General features: G+C 74.1%; 17 protein-coding genes. 11 read left to right on the top strand and 6 right to left on the bottom strand.

All coding sequences use genetic code 11. The features are described from left to right. Positions 1-152 precede the first annotated feature (152 nt). Entirely contained in the window at positions 153-1,562 is a 1,410-nt protein-coding gene (locus tag AB0G14_RS18060; RefSeq protein ID WP_357698651.1) for a lysine 2,3-aminomutase, read from the bottom strand. Positions 1,563-1,717: 155 nt separating this feature from the next. Here AB0G14_RS18060 and AB0G14_RS18055 point away from each other — a divergent pair, with 155 nt between their 5' ends. The 6 genes from AB0G14_RS18055 to AB0G14_RS18030 all read left to right on the top strand — a co-directional run bounded on the left by AB0G14_RS18055 (position 1,718) and on the right by AB0G14_RS18030 (position 8,485). Continuing rightward, on the top strand, positions 1,718-2,767 hold the full coding sequence (locus AB0G14_RS18055) for a zinc-binding alcohol dehydrogenase (protein WP_357698765.1): 1,050 nt from the start codon (positions 1,718-1,720) through the stop codon (positions 2,765-2,767). 5 nt (positions 2,768-2,772) lie between these two features. Further along, a complete protein-coding gene (locus tag AB0G14_RS18050; protein ID WP_357698649.1) occupies positions 2,773-4,341 on the top strand; it encodes an amidohydrolase family protein in 1,569 nt (522 codons plus the stop codon). Positions 4,342-4,408: 67 nt separating this feature from the next. Then, positions 4,409-5,971 (top strand): lysine 5,6-aminomutase subunit alpha, encoded by a 1,563-nt coding sequence (locus tag AB0G14_RS18045; protein ID WP_357698646.1) that lies wholly within the window; start codon positions 4,409-4,411, stop codon positions 5,969-5,971. Continuing rightward, the gene (locus AB0G14_RS18040; protein WP_357698643.1) at positions 5,968-6,762 is read left to right on the top strand and encodes an OAM dimerization domain-containing protein; all 795 of its coding nucleotides are present in this window, start codon (positions 5,968-5,970) and stop codon (positions 6,760-6,762) included. The genes AB0G14_RS18045 and AB0G14_RS18040 overlap by 4 nt, the downstream gene beginning before the upstream one ends. After that, on the top strand, positions 6,759-7,151 hold the full coding sequence (locus AB0G14_RS18035; protein WP_357698641.1) for a hotdog domain-containing protein: 393 nt from the start codon (positions 6,759-6,761) through the stop codon (positions 7,149-7,151). The genes AB0G14_RS18040 and AB0G14_RS18035 overlap by 4 nt, the downstream gene beginning before the upstream one ends. Next, positions 7,148-8,485 (top strand): glutamate mutase L, encoded by a 1,338-nt coding sequence (locus AB0G14_RS18030; protein ID WP_357698639.1) that lies wholly within the window; start codon positions 7,148-7,150, stop codon positions 8,483-8,485. Before AB0G14_RS18035 ends, AB0G14_RS18030 begins: the two co-directional genes overlap by 4 nt. Positions 8,486-9,016: 531 nt before the next feature. On the opposite strand, the gene AB0G14_RS18025 is transcribed toward AB0G14_RS18030, so the two are convergent. Then, positions 9,017-9,718 carry an alpha/beta fold hydrolase gene (locus AB0G14_RS18025; protein ID WP_357698636.1) on the bottom strand — a complete coding sequence of 234 codons (702 nt, stop codon included), beginning with the start codon at positions 9,716-9,718 and terminating at the stop codon, positions 9,017-9,019. Further along, a complete protein-coding gene (locus tag AB0G14_RS18020; RefSeq protein ID WP_357698634.1) occupies positions 9,715-10,221 on the bottom strand; it encodes a pyridoxamine 5'-phosphate oxidase family protein in 507 nt (168 codons plus the stop codon). Before AB0G14_RS18020 ends, AB0G14_RS18025 begins: the two co-directional genes overlap by 4 nt. Positions 10,222-10,300: 79 nt before the next feature. On the opposite strand from AB0G14_RS18020, the gene AB0G14_RS18015 reads away from it, so the two are divergent. From AB0G14_RS18015 to AB0G14_RS18000, 4 genes are all read left to right on the top strand, one after another. Beyond that, positions 10,301-10,975 carry a helix-turn-helix domain-containing protein gene (locus AB0G14_RS18015; protein WP_357698632.1) on the top strand — a complete coding sequence of 225 codons (675 nt, stop codon included), beginning with the start codon at positions 10,301-10,303 and terminating at the stop codon, positions 10,973-10,975. Positions 10,976-11,006: 31 nt separating this feature from the next. Further along, positions 11,007-12,602 carry an apolipoprotein N-acyltransferase gene (gene lnt / locus AB0G14_RS18010; protein ID WP_357698630.1) on the top strand — a complete coding sequence of 532 codons (1,596 nt, stop codon included), beginning with the start codon at positions 11,007-11,009 and terminating at the stop codon, positions 12,600-12,602. Positions 12,603-12,636: 34 nt separating this feature from the next. After that, complete coding sequence (locus AB0G14_RS18005; RefSeq protein ID WP_357698628.1) at positions 12,637-13,446, top strand: polyprenol monophosphomannose synthase; 810 nt, start codon at positions 12,637-12,639, stop codon at positions 13,444-13,446. 70 nt (positions 13,447-13,516) lie between these two features. After that, entirely contained in the window at positions 13,517-14,041 is a 525-nt protein-coding gene (locus tag AB0G14_RS18000; protein WP_357698626.1) for an FxsA family protein, read from the top strand. Positions 14,042-14,163: 122 nt separating this feature from the next. Here the strand turns inward: AB0G14_RS18000 and AB0G14_RS17995 are convergent, their stop codons facing one another. After that, the gene (locus AB0G14_RS17995) at positions 14,164-14,505 is read right to left on the bottom strand and encodes an RNA polymerase-binding protein RbpA (protein WP_046564157.1); all 342 of its coding nucleotides are present in this window, start codon (positions 14,503-14,505) and stop codon (positions 14,164-14,166) included. A 221-nt stretch (positions 14,506-14,726) separates the two neighbouring features. Here AB0G14_RS17995 and AB0G14_RS17990 point away from each other — a divergent pair, with 221 nt between their 5' ends. After that, entirely contained in the window at positions 14,727-16,208 is a 1,482-nt protein-coding gene (locus AB0G14_RS17990; RefSeq protein ID WP_357698623.1) for a peptide MFS transporter, read from the top strand. A 142-nt stretch (positions 16,209-16,350) separates the two neighbouring features. Here the strand turns inward: AB0G14_RS17990 and AB0G14_RS17985 are convergent, their stop codons facing one another. Both AB0G14_RS17985 and AB0G14_RS17980 read right to left on the bottom strand, forming a co-directional pair. Further along, the gene (locus AB0G14_RS17985; protein ID WP_357698621.1) at positions 16,351-16,941 is read right to left on the bottom strand and encodes a pyridoxamine 5'-phosphate oxidase family protein; all 591 of its coding nucleotides are present in this window, start codon (positions 16,939-16,941) and stop codon (positions 16,351-16,353) included. A gap of 196 nt (positions 16,942-17,137) precedes the next feature. Beyond that, a complete protein-coding gene (locus AB0G14_RS17980; protein WP_357698618.1) occupies positions 17,138-18,274 on the bottom strand; it encodes a hypothetical protein in 1,137 nt (378 codons plus the stop codon). Positions 18,275-18,375: the final 101 nt, after the last annotated feature.

Here is an 18,375-nt window from a genome sequence, read left to right as displayed (position 1 = left end):
CTGCGGATAGTACACCGGGTGGTGTACTAATCGAGGTGACCGCCGCCTACGGCAAACCGGGGTGAACCGCCGTGCGGAGGTGTCGTCGTGGGTCGGAGACGCGCCACCCCCGGAGCCGGTTTCGGCTCCGGGGGTGGCGGGGTGCGGGTGGGTCAGTCGTCGACGCGGTGGTCGGCCCACCACTTCTGCCCGGTCTCGGGCAGGGTGTCGATCGGGTCGTAGTAGGCGTAGCGCTTGTTGAGCGCCTCGGTGTCGGCGGACTCGATCGAGGTGCGGTAGTTCTTGGTCCAGTAGGAGATGCCGCGTTCGCGGTCGTACTCGGTGAGCATGTGCACCCAGCGCTTGCCGACGAAGGGGACGTCGCAGACGATGCGCGGGGTGGCGTAGCCGGGCAGGTAGCCCATGATGTCGTGCTGGAGCTGCTGGGCGTGCCAGACCGGGACCCGCCAGTGCTCGGCGTTGGGGATCATGTCGCACATGTAGAAGTAGTACGGCAGGATGCCCGCCTCGCCCTGAAGGGCGAAGCAGAGGTCGAGCAGGTCGGGGGCGGTGGCGTTGACGCCGCGCATGAGCACGCCCTGGTTGCGGACGTCGCGGACGCCGACGTCGAGGGCGGTCTGGGCGGCCCTGGCGACCAGCGGGGTGAGCGACTGGGCGTGGTTGACGTGGGTGTGGATGGCCAGGTTGACGCCGCGGCGGGCGGCGGTGCGGGCGACGCGTTCGAGGCCCTCGACGACGTCGGGCTGGAGCCAGTGCTGGGGCAGGCCCATGAGCGCCTTGGTGGCGAGGCGGATGTCGCGGATGGTCTCGATCTCGAGCAGCCGCATCAGGTAGGACTCGAGGTTCTTCCAGGGAACGTTGGCCACGTCGCCGCCGGAGACGACGACGTCGCGGACGCCGGGGTGGGCCTTGAGGTAGCTGATGTGGGCGTCGTAGCGGTCGACGGGCTTGAGGGTGAGCTTGAGCTTGTCGACGGTGGGGGTGGAGTTGCCGACGAGGTCCATGCGGGTGCAGTGGCCGCAGTACTGCGGGCAGGTGGAGAGCAGTTCGGCGAGGACCTTGGTGGGGTAGCGGTGGGTGAGGCCCTCGGCGACCCACATGTCGTGTTCGTGCAGGGAGTCGCGGCTGGCGTACGGGTGGGAGGGCCAGTCGGTGCGCCGGTCGGAGGCGACGGGGATCATGTAGCGCCGGATGGGGTCGGCGAGGAGCGCCTCGGTGGTCATCGGGGTGAACGGGACCATGGTGTTGAGCATCTGCGGCGGCACCAGCATGGACATGGTGGCCAGGGCCGTCTGGTCGGCCTCGAGGTCGGCGTAGAAGGTTTCGTCGACGAGGTCACCGAGTACGGTGCGTAGCTGCTTGATGTTCTTGACGCAGTTGACGCGCTGCCACTGTGCGTTCTCCCACTGGTCGCGGGTGACGTGGCGCCAGCCGGGGAAGCGGGTCCAGTCGGGTTCGACGAGGGGTGCGCGGCGGTATTCGTAGGGCTGTCCGGCGGTGGGGACCGCGACCGGCGCGGGGCGGGACGCTGGGATGGTCTCCACCGGTTGTGTCTGGGTCACGGCCCCTCCTCGGGTGGTGCGGTTGATCAGCGATTCCGAAGGCTACTGGAAAATATCCGGTGAAGAAATTAGTCTGCCGGAAGTTTTCCCGCTACGCGAGCCCTGGCCGGGGCTTCGGGCGGCTTGACAGGGGGGTGGTCGGCGTGACGTCACCGGTGGGTCTGCACCGCGTTGTCGAACCGGCGGGGGTGCTGCCGCAGGCGGCGTGGCGGCTCGACGCGAGCCCGGAGATCGCGGCGAACGAGGTCCGCATCCGGGTGGAGCGGTTGAACCTCGACGCGGCGAGCTTCCGGCAGCTGTGGGAGAAGCACGGCGGTGACGGCGACGCGGTCCGCGCCGAGGTGCTGGAGATCGTGTCGACCCGGGGGAAGATGCAGAACCCGGTGACCGGTTCCGGCGGGATGCTGATCGGCACGGTGGAGGAGGCGGGGCGGCGTTCCCCGCTGGGGTTGAAGGCGGGGGAGCGGGTGGCGACGCTGGTGTCGCTGACGCTGACGCCGCTGACGATCCTCGACGGGCTGGCGCGGTGGGACGGGCGCAGCGAGCAGGTGCCGTGCGACGGGTACGCGATCCTGTTCGCCCGGTCGATCGCGGCGGTGCTGCCGGCGGACCTGGACCCGCAGTTGTCCCTGGCGGTGCTGGACGTGTGCGGGGCGCCGGCGTTGACCTCGCGGGTGGTGGCGCGGCACGTGGCGGACCGGGAGCGGGCGGGGGACGCGTCGCCGGTGCGGGTGGCGGTGATCGGTGGCGCGGGCAAGAGCGGGTCGTTGTCCCTCGCGGCGGCGCGGCGGGCGGGCGCTGGCCGTACGGTCGGGGTGGTGCCGGTGGCGGCGGAGCGGGACGCGCTGACGGCGGCGGGTCTGGCGGACGTGGTGGCGTTGGCGGACGCGCGGGATCCGGTGGCGTTGTCGTCGGCGGTGACCGCGGCGCTGGGTGCGCCGGCCGACGTGACGGTGGTCTGCGTGGACGTGCCGGGTTGTGAGCACGGGGCGGTGCTGGCGACCGCGGACGGCGGCACGGTGATCTTCTTCTCGATGGCGACGAGTTTCGCGGCGGCGGCGTTGGGCGCGGAGGGTCTGGCGGCGGACGTGACGATGCTGGTGGGCAACGGCTACGTGCCGGGGCACGCGGAGCTGGCGTTGGGGTTGTTGCGGTCGGAGCCGGGGGTCCGGGCGCTGTTCGAGTCGCGGCTGGCGGCAGACTGATTGTCATGACGAACCCCTCGACTCTGTACCGCGGCGGCGTGCTGCACTGTCCGGCCGATCCGCGCGCGACGGCCCTGTTGGTGACCGACGGCAGGATCTCGTGGTTGGGGGCGGACGCGGACGCGCCGGCGGCCGACCGGGTGGTGGACCTGGACGGGGCGTTGGTGACGCCGGCGTTCGTGGATTCGCACGTGCACGCGACCGACACGGGGTTGGCGTTGTCGGGGCTGGACCTGTCGGCGGTGCGGTCGGCGGGGGAGTTGCTGGACGCGGTGGCGGCGTTCGCGGCGGGGTTGCCGTCGGACGCGGTGGTGCTGGGGCACGGGTGGGACGAGTCGAGTTGGCCGGTGCCGGAGCTGCCGGATGCGGCGACGTTGGATCGGGCGGCCGGGGGCCGGCGGGTGTATCTGTCGCAGGCGTCGATCCATTCGGCGTTGGTGTCGGCGGCGCTGCTGGCGGCGTGTCCGGAGGCGGTGTCGGCGGCGGGGTTCGACCCGTCGGGTTGGTTGCGGCGTGACGCGCACCACGTGGTGCGGGCGGCGGCGTTCGGGTCGGTGACGCGGGCGCAGCGGGTGGCGGCGCAGCGGGCGGCGTTGGCGCACGCGGCGTCGTTGGGCATCGCGGCGGTGCACGAGTGCGGTGGTCCGGAGATCTCCGACGAGGAGGACTTCACGGGTCTGCTGGCGTTGTCGGGCGACGGCGTGGCGGAGGTGTACGGGTACTGGGGTGAGCTGCTGGGTGCGGCGCGGGCCCGGGAGTTGGGCGCGGTCGGGGCGGGGGGTGACCTGTTCGCCGACGGGGCGTTGGGGTCGCGTACGGCGCACGTGTCGCGGGACTACCTGGACGGCGACGGGGGCTGCGGGCACGGGTACGTCTCGGCGGAGCAGGTGCGGGACCATCTGTTGGACTGTGCGGCGCACGGCATGCAGGGCGGTTTCCACGCGATCGGTGACGCGGCGATCTCGACGGTGCTGGAGGGTTTCGCGGGCGCGGCGGAGAAGCTGGGCACTGATCGGGTGCGGGCGGCGCGGCACCGGGTGGAGCACGCGGAGATCATGAACAAGCGGCTGATCGCCGGGTTCGTGGAGTACGGGATCGTGGCGAGCATGCAGCCGGCGTTCGACCGGTTGTGGGGCGGTGCGGGCCGGATGTACGAGTCGCGGTTGGGCCTGGACCGGTCGTTGGCGTCGAACCCGATGGGGGCGATGCACGGGGTCGGGGTGGCGTTGGCGTTCGGGTCGGATTCGCCGGTGACGCCGTTGGATCCGTGGGGTTCGGTGCGGGCGGCGGTGTGGCACCACAATCCGACGCAGCGGATGAGTGTGCGGGCGGCGTTCGCGGCGCACACGCGTGGCGGGTGGCGGGCGGTGCACCTGGACAACGAGGGTGTGCTGGCGTTGGGGGCGCCGGCGACGTTCGCGGTGTGGTCGACGCCGGCGGGGGTGGAGCGGGGTCTGCCGGTGTTGTTGGCCGAGGATCTGGAGGCGCGGGGTCCGGAGGATCCGACGCCGTTGCCGGTGTGTCGGCGCACGGTGCTGCGTGGTGACGTGATCTACGAGGAAGGGTCGGCGTGAGCGAGCGTGGCGGGTGGTTCGGTGGGGGCGCGGGTCGCGTCGTTGCCGGCCGGAGTGAGGTGACGGTGTGACGGGCAAGCTTGACCTGGATCCGCGGTTGGTGGCGCGGGCGCGGGAGTTGGCGCGCCGTGCCGGGCAGCCGGTGGTGGATCTGGCGCGTAGCCACACGACGGTGTCGGTGGAGCGGGCGGTGCTGCGGTTGGCGGGGGTGACCGGCGCCGACCCGGACGGCATTCCGTGGGTGAACCGGCTCGTCGACGCGGTGGTCGCGGACGTGGGGTTGGGGCACGGGGTGGCGGTGCCGGTGTTCGACGCCATGGCGCGGGAGCAGATCGGTGACGTGACGTTGCTGGCGCAGAAGGCGGCGGCGGGGTCGGTGCGGTTCGAGGTGCCGTCGGGGAAGGCGGCCACGGCGGCGCGGAAGGCGGCGCGGAAGGCCGTGGGGGCCGGAATCCGGCTGGTCGACCGGCGTCGCGTCGAGCGGGAGCGTCTGGTCAAGCGGTACGGGGATCCGAAGCAGCGGCCGTGGATCTACCTGATCGTGGCGACGGGGGACATCTACGAGGACATTCCGCAGGCGCAGGCGGCGGCGCGGGCGGGTGCGGACATCATCGCGGTGATCCGGTCGACGGGGCAGTCGCTGCTGGACTACGTGCCGGAGGGCGCGACCCGGGAGGGGTTCGCCGGCACGTACGCGACTCAGGAGAACTTCCGGCTGATGCGGGCGGCGTTGGACGAGTCGTCGAAGGAGTTGGGCCGGTACGTGCGGCTGACGAACTACGCGTCGGGGCTGTGCATGCCGGAGATGGCGACTCTGGCGGGCCTGGAACGGCTCGACATGATGTTGAACGACTCGATGTACGGGATCCTGTTCCGCGACATCAACCCGATCCGTACGTTCGTGGACCAGCGGTTCTCGCGGCAGGTGCACGCGCGGGCGGGGATCATCATCAACACCGGTGAGGACAACTACCTGACCACCGCGGACGCGGTGGACGAGGCGCACACGGTGACGGTGTCGCAGTTGCTGAACGAGTTCTTCGCGCACGAGGCGGGGCTGGCGGACTGGCAGTTGGGCCTGGGGCACGCGTTCGAGATCAACCCGGATGTGCCGGAGTCGTTCCGGTTGGAGTTGGCGCACGCGCTGCTGGCGCGGGAGTTGTTCCCGGACGCGCCCCTGAAGTGGATGCCGCCGACGAAGCACATGACGGGGGACGTGTTCCGGGGGAACCTGCTGGACGGGTTCTTCAACCTGGTGGGCACGATGACGGGTCAGGGGATCCTGCTGGTGGGGATGATGACCGAGGCGGTGGTGACGCCGTGGTTGTCGGACCGGGACATCGCGCTGCAGAACGTGCGGTACGTGCTGGGTGCGGCCGGTGGGTTGCGCGAGGATTTCGTGCCGGCGCCGGGCGGGTTCATCCAGCAGCGGGCCAACCGGGTGCTCGGTGAGGCGGTGGACCTGCTGGAGCGCATCGGGGACCAGTCGCTGTTGACGGCGATCGCCGAGGGCACGTTCGGGATCATGAAGCGGCCGGCGGACCGGGGCAAGGGTCTGGCGGGGGTGGCCGCGCACGAGGCCGACTACTTCAACCCGGCCACGGAGATCCTGGAAGGGGATGCGGCGTGAGCGCCGTCGAGGTCGGCGCGGTGGCGCCGGGCGGCGGGGCCGCCGAGAAGAAGATCGTGCGGCCGTACGGGGACACCACGGGCGACGGCATGGTGCAGGTGTCGTTCACGTTGCCGGTGCCGCACGACAAGCGGGCCGAGGGCGCGGCGGTGCAGTTGGCGAACAAGATGGGCATCGACCCGGCGATGCTGGTGCACGCCAAGCCGATGAGTGACGGTTTCACCTTCTTCGTGGTGTACGGGCGGGTGAACCACCTGGTGGACCTGTCGGCGGTGCAGGTGGTGGAGCGTGACTTCCCGCTGCTGTCGGCCAAGGAGGTCAACGCGGTGGTGAAGCAGCGGTTGCGGCGCAAGTTGTCGGTGGTGGGGGCGTGCATCGGCACGGACGCGCACACCGTGGGCATCGACGCGATCCTCAACGTCAAGGGCATCGCGGGGGAGAAGGGCCTGGAGTACTACCGGGAGTTGAAGGTCACCAACCTGGGTGCGCAGGTGAGCGTGCCGGAGTTGGTGGAGGCGGCCCGGGTGGAGAAGGCCGACGCGGTGCTGGTGTCGCAGGTGGTGACGCAGCGCGACGCGCACCTGCACAACACGCGGGAGATGTCGGCGGCGTTCCGGGAGGCGATGCCGGCGGGACGCCGGCCGCTGCTGATCGTGGGTGGGCCGCGGTTCGACGAGACGATGGCCGGCGAGTTGGGCGTGGACCGGATCTTCGGCCGGGGCACCACGCCGGGCGAGGTGGCGAGCTATCTGGTGCACGCGTTGATCACGGAGAAGAAGGCGAAGGCATGAGTGATTCCCGGGTCGGTCTGACCGTCACCCACCGGCGGTACGTGCCCTACTCGCACGCGCACTACGCGGGCAACCTGGTCGACGGGGCGTACGCGTTGGGGTTGTTCGGGGACGTGGCGACGGAGGTGTGTATCCGCACCGACGGCGACGAGGGGTTGTTCGCGTCGTACTCGGACGTGCAGTTCCGCGGTGCCATGCGGGCCGGGGACGTGTTGGAGGTGACGGCGACGGTGACCCGGGTGGGCACCCGCAGCCGCACGATCGACTTCGTGGCGCGGGTGGTGTGCCGGGGCCGCCCGGAGCGGGGCGAGTCGGCGGCGGAGGTCCTCGACGAACCGATCGTGGCGGTCACCGCGACCGGCACGGTGGTCGTCCCGCCGGCGGCGTGAGACACGCGGTCTGCGCCGACGTCGGGTCCACGTACACGAAGGTGGCGGTGGTGGACCTCGACGGCGGCGCGCTGGTCGCGGCGGCGGCGGCGCCCACGACGGTGGGCACGGACGTGCTGCACGGCCTGAACGCCGCGGTCGGCGCGGCCACGGCCGGCCTGCCGGTGGGTGACGTGCCGTGGTACGTGTGCTCGTCGGCCGGTGGTGGGTTGCGGCTGGCCGTGGTGGGCTACGAGCACCTGGTGACCGCGCAGGCGGGCCGGCGGGTGGGTCTGTCGGCGGGCGCGAACGTGGTGCACGTGGCGGCGGGGCGGCTCGGCGCGGCGGAGCTGGCGGGGCTGCGGGCTGCCCGCCCGGACGTGGTGCTGCTGGTGGGCGGCACCGACGGCGGTGACGCCGAGACGTTGACGCACAACGCGACCCGGCTGGCGAAGGCCCGCTGGCGGGTGCCGGTGGTCCTCGCGGGCAACGTCGACGTCCGCGACGACCTGCACGCCCTGCTGGCCGGCGCGGGGGTGCCGGTGACGGTGGCCGACAACGTGCTGCCCCGCATCGGGGTCCTCGCGCCGGCGTCGGCGCGGGCGGCGATCCGGGAGGTGTTCCTGCGGCACGTCATCGGCGGGAAGCGGCTGTCGCGGGGGCCCCGGTTCGCGCGGCTGGTGCGGGCTGCCACGCCCGACGCGGTGCTGACCGGCGTGGAGGTGCTCGCCGACGCCCTCGGCGGTGACCTGGTGGTGGTGGACGTCGGTGGCGCCACCACCGACGTGTACTCGGTGCTGACGCCCGACGAGCGGGCCACGGGGCCGGGCCGGGAGGTGGCGGGTTCGCTGTGGCGGGCCCGGACCGTGGAGGGGGACCTGGGCATGCGGTGGAGCGCGCCGGGGGTGGTGCGGGCCGCCGTCGAGGAGCGGCTGCTGAGCGATGTCGAGGGCGACGACCTGGCGGCCGCGGCGGTGGTGCGCGCCGACGACCCGGGGTTCCTGCCCGCGGGGGACGTCGACCGGGCCGTGGACGCCCGGATCGCGGCCCTGGCGGCGACGGTGGCGTTGCGGCGGCACGCCCGGGGCGCGGCGACGGGTGAGCGGGCCGGCCGGGACCTGCGGGACGTGCGGCTGCTCGTTGGCTCCGGTGGGGTGCTGCGGCACGCCGCGCCGGCCGACGCGGCGGGTGTGCTCTCCGCGGTGCTGACCGACCACGCGGGCGGATGGCCGCTGCCGCGTGCCGCCCGGCCGGTCGTGGACACCGACTACGTGCTGGCCGCCGGTGGGTTGCTCGCCGCCGAGCATCCGGCGGCGGCGGGGGCGCTGCTGCGCCGCCACCTGGCCACGGATTGAGACTCGCCGACGCGACACGCCGTGTTGCAACACACGACAGGCCCGGGTGGGTTGACAGCGGCGGGGGTCCACGCCGTACCGTCTTTGAGTCCTACTACGGGAAGCGGCTGTTGTTCGCTTCGTCCCTTCGTCCGCTGGCCGAGCGACATGTGCAGTGCGTCGCGGCGGCCAGGTCCAGCGGGCGGGGGTCGGCGGGGCGGCGCGAACCGGCCGCGGTTACCGGTGTACGGGCAGGGTGAGGTGCACGGCCAGTAGACAACGGCCAGGCGGGGGCAGCCAGTCCGCGTCGGGTCGGTCCGAAGGTCGGCGTAGCTCGTTCTCGCCCCACCGGCCGGGAAGGGCCTGGGAGCATCGGGGCGCGGCTTGCGCCGCGCCCCGATTTTCGTTTTTTGCGGCCGGGCTTCGTTCAGCGGGCGGATCCTGTTGCACCGGTCCGGTGTCGCCTGCCGGCCGGGACGGGCTTCCAGCGGGTGAGGGAGGCCAGGCGGCCGTCACCGTCGGCGTTGCTCGGCTCGATCTGACCACTGTGTCTCAGCGGTCGGCAGGATGGGCCTGGGTGCGGTAGGCGTCGAGTTGGTCGGCGAGGCGTCGCGGCTGGCTCAGCGCGATCAGGTGCCCGCCGGGCAGCACGTCGACGTCGACGCCGAGGCGTTCGCGGGCCAGGCGGCGCTGGAAGTTGGCGGGGAAGAACCGGTCGTCGCGGCCGGTGACCACCCGGGTGGGCACGTCGGGCCAGCGGCGCAGCGGGTTGGGGCGGGTGAACACCGCCGGCGACTCGTCGGGCGCGTCGGCGGCGGTGAGGCGCGCCACCACCGGCTCGGGGACGTCGTGGAAGAAGTCCACCGCCAGGTCGACGTGGTCGTCGGGGGTGCGGCGCTGCGCGACGGCGTGGTCGGCGCGGGCCTGCGCGTGGCCGGTGGCCGCCCACCACTGCCCGGCCGTCTCGCCGGGGGCGGGGATCATCGGGTTGACCAGGACGACCATCGTCACCCGCGGGTCGTCGGCGACCAGTGGGGCGGTGAACGCGCCGAGGGACTGCGCGACCAGCACCACCCGGTTCCGGTCGCCGATCGCGGCGCGGACGGTGGCGGCGTACTCCGGCAGGGCGGCGGTGTCGTCGGCGGCGGGCAGGTCCACGGCGACCGCCTCGCGGCCGCGGCGGCGCAGCTCGTCGACGAGCAGGTGCCAGTAGTCGGCGCTGCCCCCCGCGCCGGGGATCAGCACGTAGGTCACGACCGGCCCCGGGCGGCGAAGTCCTCGGCGGTGCCGCCGCCGGGGAAGCGGGTGGTGAAGTCCAGCACGCCCACCCAGGCGGGGCGCAGCCCGATGCGCGCCATCCGCACCTGCTGGCCGTCCATCTCGGCCAGCACGGCGTCCAACTGCTCCTGCCCGCCGTAGCGGCGGTGGGCGGCGAGGTACTCGGGTGCGACGCCGTCGACGTCGGTGACGGTGACCGGGCCGCGCAGCAGCAGCACCTCCGGCGGCGTGGCGGCGGTGTCGACGGTGACTGCCACGTGCGGACGGGCCCGAAGGTGAGTGATCTTCCGCGCGCCGGCGAAGGTGCAGAAGACCACCTCGTCGCCGGTGAAGTGGAACAGCATCGGCAGCACCCGGGGCGTGCCGTCGGGCGCGACGTAGGCGACGCGGGCCAGCTCCGTGGAGGCCAGCAGTCGCTGCGCCACCGGATGGTCGAGTAGTCGTACGTCGCCCTGCGGCAGGGTGGTGGTCGTGGTCATGGGGCCTCCCTCGAACGGCTCGCTCCTACATTAGGAGTGGTCGCTTCGTCAGGGCAAGCACTGTGGCTACCCTGGGCGGGTGCGCTCCTACGACGATCTGTGCGGGCTGGCCCGCGCGCTGGCGGTGGTCGGCGAACGGTGGGCGCTGCTGGTCGTGCGGGAGCTGCTGCTCGGGCCGAAGCGCTTCTCCGACCTCAGCCGTGGTCTGCCGACGATGAGCCAGAACGTGCTGTCCGCGCGGCTACGCGAGCTGGAACGGGCCGGCGTGGTGACCCGCCGCACCCTGGGCCCCCCGGCCAGCGCCCGCGTGTACGAACTCACCCCGCGGGGCCGGGAGTTGGAGGAGAGCCTGCTGGCGCTGGGGCGGTGGGGCAGCCGGCAGCCGCTGCCCGCCACCGGTCGGTTGAGCGTCGACGCCCTCATGCTCGCCCTGCGCACCACGTACGACCCGGGCCCCGCCGGCGAGCCGGTGGCGCCGGTGGCGCTGCGGTTGGGCGCCGACCGGTTCGTCGCCGAGGCCGACCGGGCCGGGCTGCGGATCAGGCGGGACGGCGGCGAGCGCTGCGCCGCCGTCGTCGACACCGACCCGCGCACCCTGCTGGAGGTCGTGTTCGGCTACCGGCCCCGCGACGAGGCGGAACACCACGGCACGCTGCGCGTCACCGGCGAGCGGCGGATCGCCGAACGATTCCTCGGCTGCTTCACCCGCCCGACGGCCACCGGCGACGCCGGTGCCGCGCCGGCCGCCGGGTAGCCTTCCGCTCTGTGATCGAGGTGAGGTGCCCATGACGACCGTGGACAACAGCCAGCCGCGCGCCGACGCCCCGCGCGTGCCCGACGTGGCGCCGCGGGCGCTGCCGCTGCGGGTGGCCGCGCCGATGGTGGTGGCCGCCGGGCTGGCGCTGCTGGCGGCGTTCCCCCCGTACGGGGTGTGGCCGCTCGCGCCGGTCGGCGTGGCGCTGCTGGCCGCGGCGACGCACCGCCGCCGTGTCCGGGCCGGCGCCGGGCTGGGCTTCCTGACCGGGGTGGCGCTGTTCGCGCCGCTGCTGAGCTGGACGAACCTGCACACCGGTTACCTGCCGTGGACGCTGCTGTCGCTGTTGCAGGCCGCCTACCTGGCGCTGCTGGGCGCGGCGAGCGCGTACGCCTCCCCACTGGCCGACCGCCTCCGGTGGTCCTGGCCGGCGCTGACCGGCGTGCTGTGGGTGGGGCAGGAGGCGCTGCGCGACCGCACCCCGTTCGGCGGGTTCCCGTGGGGGCGGCTGGCGTTCAGCCAGGACGACTCGCCGCTGCTGCGGCTGGCCGCGCTGGGCGGCGCGCCACTGGTGACGTTCGCGGTGGCGCTGACCGGGGGGCTGCTCGTCGCGGCGCTGTGGCGGCCGTGGGACGGACGGCGACACTGGGTGCCGATCGCCGGGCTGACCGCCGGCGCGGTCGCGGTGCCCGTCGCCGGGCTGCTGGTGCCGGTGGCCGCCGCCGGGGGCGGCGACACCGCCACCGTGGCGATCGTGCAGGGCAACGTGCCCCGGCTGGGGCTGGACTTCAACGCCCAACGCAAGGCGGTGCTCGGCAACCACGTCGACGCCACCGTCGAGCTGGCCGAGCAGGTCGCCGCCGGCGCCCAGCGCCGCCCCGACCTGGTGGTGTGGCCGGAGAACGCCAGCGACATCGACCCGCTGCGCGACGCCGACGCCGGCGCCCTGATCTCCCGGGCCGCCGACGCGATCGGCGCGCCGATCCTGGTCGGCGCGGTGCTGCGCGGCCCCGGCGACGGCGAGGTCCGCAACGCCGGCATCCTCTGGCGGCCCGGCACCGGCCCCGACCTGGAGCAGGTCTACACCAAGCGGCATCCGGTGCCGTTCGCCGAGTACGTGCCGATGCGCGACCTCGCCCGGATGGTCAGCAAGCAGGTGGACCGGGTGCGGGCCGACTTCGTGCCCGGCACCGAGCCGGGCGTGCTGCGCGCCGGCCCGGCCGTGCTCGGCGACGTGATCTGCTTCGAGGTCGCCTACGACGAGGTGGTCCGCGACACCGTCACCGGCGGGGCGCAGCTGCTGGTGGTGCAGACCAACAACGCCACCTTCGACGTGGCGGAGGCGCGGCAGCAGCTGGCCATGGTGCGGCTGCGGGCCGTCGAGCACGGCCGGCCGGCGTTGATGGCCTCCACGGTCGGAGTGTCCGGGTTCGTTGCCCCCGACGGGCGGGTAAGCGACGCCACCGGGTTCAACACCCGCGCGGTCGTGGTGCGGCAGCTGCGCCTGGACGACGGGCGCACCCTGGCCACCCGGGTCGGCCTGTGGCCGGAGGCGGCGCTGGCCACCCTGGCGGTGGCGGCCCTGGTCGGCGCGGCCGTGCTGCGCCGCCGGCACCGCGCCGGATGACACCAGCCGGCAATCCGGCGGAGGGGAAGCGACGGTGGGCGAGACGACCGACACCCGAGGGCCACGCGCCGGCCACCCCGGGCTGGGTCGGGTGCTCGTGGTGATCCCGACCTACGACGAGGCCGACAACGTGGCGCCGATCGTGGCGCGCGTGCGCCGCGCCGCCCCGGCCGTGGAAATCCTCGTCGCCGACGACAACAGCCCCGACGGCACCGGCGCGGTCGCCGACGCCCTGGCCGCCGCCGACCCGCACGTGCACGTGCTGCACCGCGAGGGCAAGCAGGGCCTCGGCGCGGCGTACCTGGCGGGGTTCGCGTGGGCCCGCGAGCGTGGTTTCGACGCCGTGGTGGAGATGGACGCCGACGGCTCGCACGCCCCCGAGGACCTGCCCACGCTGCTGGCGGCCGCCCGCGACGCCGACGTGGTGATCGGCTCCCGGTGGACCACCGGCGCGCGGGTGGTGAACTGGCCGCTGCGGCGGCTGCTGCTGTCGCGCTGCGGCAACCTGTACGCGCGGCTGGCGCTGGGCATGCCGGTGTCCGACGCCACCGGCGGTTACCGGGTGTACCGGCTGTCCGCCCTGGACGAGATCGACCTGGGGTCGGTGTGTTCGCAGGGCTACTCGTTCCAGGTGGAGCTGTCGCGGCTGGCGCACCGGGCCGGGGCGCGCATCGTCGAGGTGCCGATCACGTTCGCCGAGCGGGAACGCGGCAGCAGCAAGATGAGCCCGCTGATCGTGGCGGAGGCGCTGTGGCGGATCACCGCGTGGGGTCTGCAGGACCGGCGGCTGGCGGTGCGGCGGGGCCTGCACGGCACCCCCGACGGTCAGGTGCGGTGGCCCTGAGCGTCGGCGTGTCATGCTGGACGAAGTGCCTGCGCGGACCGACCGCGCCGCGGATGGCGGATGAGGTGAGATGCGCCGAGGACTGAGGTACGTGCCGCTGGGCCTGTTGCTCGCGGTGCTGCTGGAGCTGGCGGTGTTCGTCGTGGTGGGCCGGGCGATCGGGTTCGGCTCGGCGCTGCTGGCGGTGTTCGCGGTGTCGCTGCTCGGGTTGGTGCTGCTGCGCCGGGAGGGGATGCGCGCCTGGCGTGGCTTCCGGGCCGCCGCGGAGGCCGGCCAGCCGCCGGGACGGCAGGTCACCGACGGTCTCGTCGGGCTGGTTGGCGCGCTGCTGCTGGCGACCCCCGGCCTGGTCAGTGGCCTGGTGGGGCTGTTGCTGCTGGTGCCGCCGGTGCGTCGGCTGGCCCGCGGCGGCGTGCAGCGTGCCGCGGAGCGCCGGGTGTCGTCGATGGTCGCCGGTGACCTGTTCGGGCCCCGCCGGGTACGGGTGCGCCGGGGCGCCCCGCAGCCCGCGCCGCGCCCGACGGCCGAGCCGCCGACCGTGGTCGACGGGGGCCGGGCCATCGAGGGCGAGATCGTCGAGCCCGGCCGGAACTGATCCGGGCACCGGACCTGTCCCGGACGGCGGCCGGAACGGGCCCGAGGACGTCCGGCCCGCAACGGGCTCAGACACGACGGCGCCCCGGGAGCGTGGCTCCCGGGGCGCCGTGGCGTGTGCGGTCAGGCGCGGCCGCGGCGGGTGCGAACCTCCTGCAGCCGCTCGGCGAGGATGTCCTCCAGCTCGGCGATGGAGCGCCGCTCCAGCAGCATGTCCCAGTGGGTACGCGGCGGCTTGGCCTTCTTCTGCTCCGGCTCGCTGCCGTCGACCAGCCGGGCGACGCTGCCGTCGAACTTGCACTCCCAGGTCGTGGGGACCTCGGCGTCGACGGCGAACGGCACCTCGAACTGGTGACCCTTGGCGCAGAGGTACTCGCGGGTCTGACGCGGCGCGAGCTCCGTGTTGCGGTCGGATTCGTAGCTCACCGCGCCCAGACGGCTTCCGCGCAGCATACGCTCGCCCATGATCGACTTCCCCTCGTTGGTGGTGCTGGTCTTCTCTGTGTAACGGTCCGTTCCCGCCGGGCCATTCCCGCCCCGGGCGCTGCCGCGCCGCCGGGCGAGCCTGAACAAGGGTAGCCGGCCATGCCAGCCGCCCGGCGGGGTCGTCCCCGGCCGGGTCGGTTGGGTGGAGTGTTTCCGTTGCCAACGGGGATGTTAACCGCCCGAGCGGAGCGGAGGTTGCGATGGTGGGTGACGCGCCGGCGCAGTCCCGCCCGCCCTCCGGGCGGACGTTCTTCGGGCACCCGCGGGCGCTGTCCACCCTCTTCCTCACCGAGATGTGGGAGCGGTTCAGCTTCTACGGCATGCGGGCGATCCTGGTGCTGTACCTGACCGCGTCCGTGGCCGACGACGGGCAGGCGATGGGCGAGGCCAGCGCCAGTGCCGTCTACGGCACCTACAACGCGATGGTCTACCTGATGGCGCTGCCGGGCGGCTGGGTCGCCGACCGGCTCATCGGCGCCCGCCGCAGCGTCCTGTGGGGCGGGGTGGTCATCGCCGCCGGGCACTACGTGATGGCGATCCCGACGCGGTGGAGCGTCTTCGCGGGCATGGCGCTGATCGTCGTCGGCACGGGACTGCTCAAGCCCAACATCTCGACGATGGTCGGCGACCTCTACGACCGGGACTCCCCGCGCCGCGACGCCGGCTTCTCGATCTTCTACATGGGCATCAACATCGGGGGGTTCGCCGCCCCACTGGTCACCGGCTTCCTCGGCGAGAAGGTCAACTGGCATCTGGGTTTCGGGGCCGCCGCGATCGGCATGACCTTCGGCGTGCTGCAGTACGTGCTGGGCCGGCGCAACCTCGGCGACGCGGGCGCGCGGCCCGCCGACCCGCTGCTCGGCGCCGACCGCCGCCGCGCGCTGACCCGCGTCGGCGCGGTCACCGCCCTGGTCGTGCTCGCGGTCGTCGTCCTCGCCGTGGCCGGGGCGTTCACCGTCGACACCGTGGTCAACCTGCTCGCCGCCGCCACCGTACTGATCACCATCGGGTACTTCGTGCGGATCATGGTGGACCGGGAGCTGAGCGCCACCGAACGCAGCCGGATGAAGGCGTACGTGTGGCTGTTCGTCTTCGCCGCCGCGTTCTGGCTGATCTACGACCAGGCCGGGTCGGTGCTGAACATCTTCGCCGCCGACAACACCGACCGCGACGTCGCCGGGTTCACCTTCCCCGCGTCGTGGCTCCAGTCGGTCAACCCGATCCTGATCATCATCGGGGCGCCGCTGTTCGCGCTGCTCTGGCTGCGGCTGGGCCACCGGGTCTCCACCCCGGTGAAGTTCGCCGTGGGCCTGGTGCTCAACGGCCTGTCGTTCGTGCTGATGGCCGCCGCCGCCCAGGCCGCCGTCGGCGGCGACCTGGTCTCGCCGTGGTGGCTCGTGGCCGTGTACGCCATCCAGGTCGCCGGCGAGCTGTCGCTGAGCCCCGTCGGCCTGTCCGCCACCACCAAGCTGGCGCCGGTCAAGTACGCCAGCCAGATGATGGGGCTGTGGTTCCTCGCCACCGCCGTCGGCGACGCGATCGGCGGGCAGGTGGCCCGGCTCGCCGACACCTGGCCCGAGCCGACGTACTTCCTCACGTTCGGCCTGGCCTCGGCGGCCCTCGGGCTCGGCGCGGTGATGTTCGCCCGGCACATCCGGGGCCTGATGGCCGGCATCCACTGACCCGGGCGGCCACGGCAGGCCGGCTGGCGCCGCCGGACAGCCGGGCCGCACGCCAGGCCGGCGCGGGCCGAAACCGGGCGCGCGGCGGCAGAGTCACCCGCCGGGGCCCGGCACGGCCGGGACCGGGCGTGCGGCGGCGGGGTCAGGCGGCCGGGGTCGGGGGCAGCGGCAGCGGCAGGCCGGGCAGCCCGTCGATGCTGCGGGCGATGTGCTCCTTGCCGGCGAAGTAGTCGCTCAGTGAGGCGTCGTCCTCCCGGGCGAACCGCTTGCCGTGCAGGTCACGGTCGGCGTCGTAGGTCATGAACGGCACCGCGTAGCCGCAGGTGTCGCGGATCAGCTCGGCGCGCACCACGATGATCGCCCGCAGGCCGTGCACGCTGGTGTCGACGTCCGGGAAGTGGCCCGTCAGCTCGGCCCAGCGGGGGTCGTCGCGGAACACCGGCTCACCGCGCCCGTGCACCCGGACGATGTTCGGCGGCCCCTGGAACGCGCACCACATCAGCGTGATCCGGCCGTTCTCCCGCAGGTGCGCGATCGTCTCGGCGTTGCTGCCGGCGAAGTCCAGGTACGCCACGGTGTGCGCGTCGAGCACCGCCCAGGAGCCGCGCAGGCCCTTGGGGGACAGGTTGATGGTGCCGTCGCCGGACAGCGGCGCGGTGGCGGTGAAGAACAGCGGCTGCTCCTCGATGAACGTGCGCAGCCGGCCCTCGATGCGTTCGTGTGTCTTTCCCACCCGGCCATCATCGTCCCGTCGTGACTGTCGCCGTTGCCCCGCCGTCGGTGGCGTCCCACACCCCGGACACCGTCGTCCCGCCCGGACGGCGGGGCGCGCCTTCACCCGGGCAGGGCGTGCCGGCCCGCGGCCCCGCCGGAGTCGGGCCAGCGCAGACCGTCGGCCGGTCGGGCCAACCCGGACCGTCGGGGCGGGTTCAGGTGGACGGCGGGCCCGCGTCGCGGGGGCCGAGGTGGGCCAGGGCGGCGGCGAGGTGGCCCACCTGCTCGGCGAGCTGGGCCACCCGCCGGTGCGCCTCGTCGCGGTCGGTCTCGGCGGCGCGCAGCCGTACCGCCAGCTCGTCGAGCCGGCCCTGCGCGGCGGTGGCGGCATCCCGCGCGGCGGCCAGCTCCGCGCCCAGCGTGTCGTGGCGGCCGGCGAGCGCGACCAGTTCCGCTCGGGCGCGGTCGGCCTCCGCCCCGGCGTGCGCGCGGGCCGCCTCGGCCTCCTGCCGGGCCCGCGCCGCCTCGGCGGCCGCCGTCCGGGCCGCCTCGGCCTCGGCCCGCGCCTGGTCGGCCTGCTCGCGCGCCCGGTCGGCCCGGTCCCGGGCGGCGTCGGCGTCGGCGTGCAGGCGCTGCGCCCGGTCGAGCGCCTCCGTGGCGGCGCGGGCCGCCCGGTCGGCGTCGCCACGGGCGGCGTCCCGCTCGCCCGCCAGGTCGGCGGCCCGGCGGCGCTCGGTGTCCAGGTCGGCGCGCAGGGCACGCAGCTCGTGGCGGGCCGCGTCGCGGTCGCGTTCGGCCTGTGTCCGCAGCGCCTCCGCGGCGCTGGCCTGCCGGCGGGCCTCGTCGCGGGCCGCCTCGGCCCGGTCGGCGCGCTCGGCCGCCGTCGTGGCCTGCTCGGCGGCGCGTCGGGCCTCCTCGCGGGCGGCGTCCCGCTCGGCGGCGGCCGACCGGGCCTCCTCGCGGGCCCGGACGGCCGCCGCGGCGGCGTCCTCGGCGTCGCGGCGGGCCTCGTCCCGTTCGGTCTGCGCCGCCGCCACCTGGGTCGCCGCGTCGGCGCGGGCCTGCGCCAGCTGGCGTTCCACGCCGACCGGGGACAGCTCGGCGTGCAACGCCTCGGCGAGGGTCTCCGCGACCTGCTCCAGCCGGTCCACGGCCTCCCAGGTGCGGGCCACCTGGCCGGGCAGGCCGGGGGCGTTGCGGTGCCGCATCCGGCTGTTGCGTGAGGCCCGCTGGCAGGCGCCGTCGTTGTCGCGGCAGTAGCGGAACGGTCGGCCGGCGCCGACGCGCTGCGGCACCTCCCGACCACAGTGGGCGCAGGGGCGGGTGTCGGCGGCGGCGGGCTGGGCGTCCATCGAGGGCGGAGTCTACTGCGCCGCCCGACCCCCGCCGGCGCAGCGGCCGACCCCCGCGAGGGATGGTCCGTCGGCACCGCGCCGACGCCGACTAGCGTGTC

The sequence above is a fragment of the Micromonospora sp. NPDC023814 genome, assembly GCF_040639595.1.
In the GTDB taxonomy this organism is placed as follows: Bacteria; Actinomycetota; Actinomycetes; order Mycobacteriales; family Micromonosporaceae; genus Micromonospora.
This window is presented reverse-complemented; position numbering and strand designations above follow the sequence as displayed.